This window comes from Frankia sp. AgPm24 (genome assembly GCF_023243055.1).
GTDB classification, from domain to species: Bacteria; Actinomycetota; Actinomycetes; order Frankiales; family Frankiaceae; genus Frankia; species Frankia umida.
This window is the reverse complement of record NZ_JALKFW010000179.1, coordinates 24096-30095: the sequence shown is the minus strand read 5'-3', so window position 1 is coordinate 30095 and position 6000 is coordinate 24096. Positions and strand designations below refer to the sequence as shown.

Sequence of the window (6000 nt, the reverse complement as noted above, 5' to 3'; positions counted from 1 at the left end):
CGAGGAGCAGCCAGACCCGGAACCGGCAAGTAGCTAGTTTTCGAACAACACTGCCTCAAACAGCTTGACGGGTTCCGGACCCGGTCCGCGTCCGCGCCGCCTACATCGACGATGTCGAGATCGGCCGCATCGTCACCCACTACCGGCCGCCCAATGCGGCACGCGGCTGGACACCGGACATCAGCGACTACTTCAACGACGGCGACGACTCCGACCCCCTCCACGGACTCGACCAGGCCGCGTGATCGTGGCGAGCAACGGCCCGGCGAGCAGGGCCAGCGGGTCGAGTGGTCAGGGGGCGACGAGGTCGAGCAGAGCCCGCAGGTCGTCGGCCAGTGCGTCGATACCTGCATCGCTCGCATCAGCCTCGGCGATCACGGAGGCAACGGACGGTTGCGCGGCGATGCTGACGAGTTCGGGCATCTCCTCTCGCCAGGGAACGCTTTCATACCCGCGTCCAGGGCTTCGGTAGTAGTAATGGCAGGTCATAAGCAGCCCGGTCACCGTTTCCACCACCTCGTCGACGGGCTCGACGACGGTGAAGCTGCGGCGGCTGAGCTGAGGGTTGCGGACGGTCATCGAGGTCGCCCCGCCGTAGTGATCTCTCCAGCCGAAGTGGAGGACTCCGACCCCGGTTTGCAGGGCAGCGCCCATGCAGAGGCAGCAAGGCTCCACATTCGTGTACAGAACGTGCTGTTGAAACGAGCCTCGGAAAGGAAGCTGGGCGAGTGCGTTGACCTCGGCGTGCGCGATCCGCGTGTTGGCAAGCTGACCGGGAACCTGGATGTCCTCGTGCCGGGTGCTGCGTGCCTGCCCGACCAGCGCGCCGGAGCCGTCCACGACGACCGCGCCGATCGGGAGGCTTCCGGCTCGATATGCCTCCCACGCCAGGGACATCACCGTTGGCCACGGAAAATCCATCTGTCCAGGATGGCTGATCGTCGGCTCCTTCGGGCGGCCGTCGCGCAATTCTGACGACTCGGAGTCCGCGCTGTTCGGACCATTTGGTACGTCCCGGCCGGTACGTGGGGCTTCGGCCGGCAAAAGGCATCAGGCTCTGCTGCCGCCGGTTCGTGGTGGGGTTGCGCCCGCTGCATGACTCGGACCCGAAATTTTGGAGGATCTCCTGTCGATGCTCTCCGCTGCCCCTCCCGCCACGACCGGCCCTGCGGCCTTCGCCGATCCGACGACGTTCGGCGCGGGCGACGGTGGACCCTTGGATCCCAGGCCGTCGGCGGACCGGCCCGGTTCCCGGGCGGCACGGCTGCGTGCTCCGCTGGCCCGTCAGGTTGTCGAGGCGGTCGCGGTGGACAACGGGGTGTGCGTCCGGCCGCTGCCGATGCGCCGTACCAGCCTGGACACCGGCGAAACACAGATCATCCCCGTTCCCTGCGGTGCCACGCTGGCCTCGAAGTGCCCACCGTGCGCGGAACGGGCCCGCCGCCTACGGATCGCGCAGTGCAAGGCCGGATGGCATCTCGACGACGAACCCCTGCCCGACCCCGACCCGCCCTCGGACGACGCAAAGGCGCTTGCCGTGCTGCGCGCGGACCTGGAAGCCGCACGGGATGAGGTCCTGGCGGCCGGCGACGTCGCGCAGGTCCGTGAGATCGACGAACTTATCGACCAGGTGGACGCCGAGCTGACCGACCTCGGCGTGCGCGGCCAGATCGCCCCGACCGATCGGGACCGGCCACGCCGGGCCCGCTCGACGAAACGACGCCAGGACGCACCCGACCTGCCCCGGCTGCCTGTCGACCGGCGCACCGTCGGCCGGACGTTCACCGCCCCGGACGGCACGGCGTGGCGCCCGTCGATGTTCCTCACCCTGACCTGCGACTCGTATGGGCGGGTGCACTCCGACGGCACCCCGGTGGACCCGAGCGCCTACGACTACCGGCGGGCAGCGCGCGATGCCATCCACTTCCCGAAACTGCTGGATCGGTTCTGGCAGAACCTGCGCCGGTCGGTCGGCTGGGACGTCCAGTACTTCGCCGCACTCGAACCCCAACGGCGCCTCGCTCCCCACCTGCACGCGGCGATCCGGGGCACGGTCCCTCGCGTCACGCTGCGGCTGGTCGCTGCGGCCACCTATCACCAGGTGTGGTGGCCGACCACCGGCCTGCCGATCTACGACGGTCAGCGTCTACCGGTGTGGGACGACACCACCGGCGGCTACCACGACCCTGACACCGGCGACGCGCTGCCCTCCTGGGATGCGGCAGTGGACGCGATCGGCGACGACGACGAACCCGCCCACGTCGTCCGGTTCGGCCCGCAGCTCCGCGCGGACGGGGTGACCGCGAACTCGGCGAACACCGGCCGGATGATCGGCTATCTCACCAAGTACCTGACAAAGTCGCTCGACGCCTGCCACGCCGTGGACACCGACCGGCAGCGGGCACACGTCGACCGGCTCGCCGATGCCCTGCGCTACGAACCGTGCTCCCCGACGTGTGCGAACTGGCTGCGCTACGGCATCCAACCCCGCCACCCCCGCCGTGAGCTCACCCCCGGCCGGTGCACCGGCAAGGCCCACCGGCGGGAAACGCTCGGGTTCGGCGGACGGCGGGTCCTGGTCTCACGCCGCTGGTCCGGCAAGACCCTCACCGACCACCGGCACGACCGGGTCGACTTCATCCGCCAACAGCTCGAAGCCCTCGGCGCGACCGGCACCGGACCGGCTGCCCCAACCGGCGACCCGGCCCGCCTCGCCTGGACGCTGCTGCGCCCCGGGGACCCGGCCGCACCCCGCCGTGAACACCTGATCCTGCACGCCATCGCCCAACGCCGCGCCTGGCGTGCACAGCTCGGACTCACCACCGGACCTGGGACCGGCGAAGGGGCGGACGGGAGTTCGGCAACCGGGCCGCCGCTGGCGGACGCCGCCTGACCCTCGCCCCGGTGCACCCTGGAGCCCGCGTGACAAAGCTCTTGCTCACCCCCACCGAAGCCGCTGACCTGCTCGGCGTCAGCCGCAGCACCGTCTACGAACTGATGGGCAGCGGCGACATCGAATCCGTCCACATCGGCCGGGCTCGCCGGATCCCCTCGGCGGCGCTGCTGACCTTCGTCAACCGGCTCCGCGGCCTGGACGACGCACAGGCGGCATGACCGGACTCAGGGGGCGGCGGCCGGCGGAAGGCCGGGGCGGTGTTCGGCAATCCACGCCTCCACGTCATCCGTCCGCCAGATGTGACCGGCGGCCAGGGAAGCGAACGGCGCGGGGAACGTCGGGTCTTCCTTCAGAAGCTGGTTCACCCGCGTACGCCCGACCCCCAACCGGCGGGCGATCTCCGCCGCCCCCATGAGCGGTTGCGTCATACCCGCAATCTACTGGACGACCGTCCAGACCCGCGTGTACCGTGGGGTCACTGGACGGTCGTCCAGTCCCGTGGAGGCGGTTCCAGCCGGGTGCGGCAACACCCGACCGGAACCTTGGCCCCTTCCTGCGCGAACAGGAGAGAGACCCATGCCCATCTTCCCGCCCGGCCCACCGGACCCGGACCGAACCCCCGGCACGCCCGTGCCGCTGATCGTGGCCAGCGTCGTCCAGCCCGGCGTGTACGCCCTGACCGTGCGCCCCGGTGCCGACGCCCACGACGTCAGCGAAGCCATGTCCCGGCTGCCGGTCGACGCCTTCCTGACCGCCCACTTCGGCGACATCGACCTGACCATGGTCTTTCGCACCGTGCCCGACGACACGGAACCCGAGACCACCGGGGGCACCACCCCGACGGCACCGGCAGCGGCAAGCGGCACCCGCCCGTAACGGCTCCTCTGCCCCACTCGTTCTTTCCGTTCTCTGGCGACGCCCTGACCGGCCATTCCAACGCCAGAGAACGGAATCCCCCTCGCGCCGGACCACGCGACTCGCGACCCGGCGGCCGTTCTTTCGGCAAGGAGCCAGAACCACCATGCCCACCAACACCCCGCGACGGGTAAGCCTCACGCAGGCGCTGCACGACCACCTCGACCGCGCCGACCGCGGCCAGGGACGCGCCTACCCGCAGGCCGACGGAGAGACCAAGTTCGCGTGCGACATGGGAGACAGCCCCTACGGCTGCCCTTGGTGCGACGCGGTCGAATGGCCCACCGGCAACCCGCTGGACGTGGCCTGATGAGCGTGCTCAGCATGGCCGAGGAACCCTCGGACGACCGACCCGGCCGCCGGAAGTCCCGGGGTCGCCGTGCGCACGGCGAGGGCTCCGTGTACTGGCGCGAGGACCGACAGCGCTGGGTCGTCGAACTGGACTACGGCATCGTGAACGGGCGCCGGAAACGCGCCGTGCGCTACTTCCGAACCCAGGAAGATGCCATTGAGGCTCAGCAGAAATCCCGGCAGGCACAGGCGGACGGCGTCGTTCACCTCGACCGGCGCTCGCGGTTCGGTGACTTCCTCACCTACTGGATTGACGAGGTCGTCGTTCCGTCGGAACGGGCAGAGTCGACGAAGTCGAGCTACCGGGACATGACCGACAACCACATTCGCCCGGCTCTCGGTGACAAGCGTCTCGTGGACCTCAAACACGAGGATCTGCAAAGGTTTCTGAACCGCAAGGCGCAGGACGGTTACAGCGTCTCGACCATGCGCACGTTCCGAACCATCCTGCGTCAGGCGCTCAACGAAGCCGTGATCACCGAGAAGGTCTCCCGCAACGTCGCGGAGACACTGCGGGTGCCCAAGGCTCGGAAGCCTACGCGTAAGGTCGCCCCGCTGAGCAAGGAAGACGGGCTTCGCCTCCTCAAAGCAGCGGCTGCCACCCGACACCATGCGCTGTATGTCCTGCTCGCGATGGTCGGACTTCGGCGGGGTGAGGCGCTGGCCCTGCGCTGGTCCGACTTTGACGAGACTGCCTCGACGCTGCGGATCGAACGCCAGGTCACGCGCGTCCGGGGCATCAAGGGCCTGATCGTCGGGCCGACGAAGAGCGAGGCCGGCAAGCGCACGATCGTCCTACCAGCACGATGTGTCGCGGTGCTGCGCTCGCATCGTGTCGCACAGGCGGCCGACCGTACCGGCGCCGGGAAACGGTGGAAGGAACACGGGCTGATCTTCCCCAGCACCGTCGGCACCCACCTGGAACCCCGCGCGCTGAACACCCACCTGACGAAGCTGTGCACGGAAGCCGGCGTACCCCACCACGGGCCGCACGCCCTACGGCACACCGCCGCGACCATGGCCTACGCACTCGGCGTCGACTGGAAGGAAATCCAAGCGATGCTCGGCCACACGATGCTCTCGACGACCATGGACATCTACGTCGACCTGACCGACACCGCACACCAAGACACCGCATCGAAGCTCGACGGCTGGTTCCCGGCAGAGGACACGGAGGAGGACGACCCGGAAGACCCGAACGCCTGACAGACTGTTGGCTGTCAACTTGGCTGTCAGAAAGCGGCAGAGCCCCGTACCTTGGATGGGGGTACGGGGCTCTGACCTGTCTCAACCGTGCGTGCGCTCGGAGGGAATCGAACCCCCAACCTTCTGATCCGTAGTCAGATGCTCTGTCCGTTGAGCTACGAGCGCGCGCCTGCCACCGTGGCGGCCGGCGTTGCCAGCTTACAGCACGGCGGAGGCGACTCCGCCACCTGGACCGCTCCGGGAGGATCGTAGTTCGTCCGATGCCCGAAGTGAGTGATCTCCATGGGTCGGTGACCGCGGGATGAGCCTGGCGGCAGGCTCCCGGATGCGCCACGCCTCGACGGGTCCTGGCGCGGCCTCCCGAAGGGCACCGACGTCGCCGTAGCGACGGGTCCCTGTCCACGTTCCGTTATGAGGGTGGATGGTCCGTGCCGCGGCCGGGGGCATCGGGGGCGGAGGTGTCGGTGACCGGTGTTGGCCGTGGACTCCACTTGTCGTTCAGCCGATTCTCGGCGGGGGGCCATGGGGCTTTGTCGCGTGCACCCGCCGCGTACGATCTGCAGAGATCGTCTTGGACGGAACGGCTTGCTGTGGCGCCGTGCTCCGGCCGTACGGGGCAGGTCTGGGTGGTC

7 protein-coding genes and 1 tRNA gene are annotated in these 6000 nt (G+C 69.1%); 5 read left to right on the top strand and 3 right to left on the bottom strand.

Annotated elements, in window-relative coordinates; translation table 11 throughout:
* Positions 1-291: 291 nt before the first annotated feature.
* Positions 292-969 carry a nucleoside deaminase gene (locus tag MXD61_RS12225; RefSeq protein ID WP_248813010.1) on the bottom strand — a complete coding sequence of 226 codons (678 nt, stop codon included), beginning with the start codon at positions 967-969 and terminating at the stop codon, positions 292-294.
* A gap of 163 nt (positions 970-1132) precedes the next feature.
* Between MXD61_RS12225 and MXD61_RS12220 the strand changes: the two genes are divergently transcribed.
* Together MXD61_RS12220 and MXD61_RS12215 are read left to right on the top strand one after the other, a co-directional pair.
* The gene (locus MXD61_RS12220) at positions 1133-2893 is read left to right on the top strand and encodes a replication initiator (protein ID WP_248813009.1); all 1761 of its coding nucleotides are present in this window, start codon (positions 1133-1135) and stop codon (positions 2891-2893) included.
* Positions 2894-2922: 29 nt separating this feature from the next.
* On the top strand, positions 2923-3114 hold the full coding sequence (locus MXD61_RS12215; RefSeq protein WP_248813008.1) for a helix-turn-helix domain-containing protein: 192 nt from the start codon (positions 2923-2925) through the stop codon (positions 3112-3114).
* A gap of 6 nt (positions 3115-3120) precedes the next feature.
* Here MXD61_RS12215 and MXD61_RS12210 read toward each other — a convergent pair whose 3' ends face one another.
* Positions 3121-3324 (bottom strand): AlpA family transcriptional regulator, encoded by a 204-nt coding sequence (locus MXD61_RS12210; protein WP_248813007.1) that lies wholly within the window; start codon positions 3322-3324, stop codon positions 3121-3123.
* 148 nt (positions 3325-3472) lie between these two features.
* Here MXD61_RS12210 and MXD61_RS12205 point away from each other — a divergent pair, with 148 nt between their 5' ends.
* The 3 genes from MXD61_RS12205 (at position 3473) to MXD61_RS12195 (ending at position 5368) form a co-directional block, all read left to right on the top strand.
* Positions 3473-3772, top strand: a complete 300-nt coding sequence (locus tag MXD61_RS12205) for a hypothetical protein (RefSeq protein WP_248813006.1) — start codon at positions 3473-3475, stop codon at positions 3770-3772.
* 145 nt (positions 3773-3917) lie between these two features.
* Positions 3918-4121 carry a hypothetical protein gene (locus MXD61_RS12200; RefSeq protein ID WP_248813005.1) on the top strand — a complete coding sequence of 68 codons (204 nt, stop codon included), beginning with the start codon at positions 3918-3920 and terminating at the stop codon, positions 4119-4121.
* Positions 4121-5368 (top strand): site-specific integrase, encoded by a 1248-nt coding sequence (locus MXD61_RS12195; protein ID WP_248813004.1) that lies wholly within the window; start codon positions 4121-4123, stop codon positions 5366-5368. Before MXD61_RS12200 ends, MXD61_RS12195 begins: the two co-directional genes overlap by 1 nt.
* A gap of 92 nt (positions 5369-5460) precedes the next feature.
* On the opposite strand, the gene MXD61_RS12190 is transcribed toward MXD61_RS12195, so the two are convergent.
* Positions 5461-5533 (bottom strand) — tRNA-Arg (locus tag MXD61_RS12190).
* Between the last annotated feature and the right edge of the window lie 467 nt (positions 5534-6000).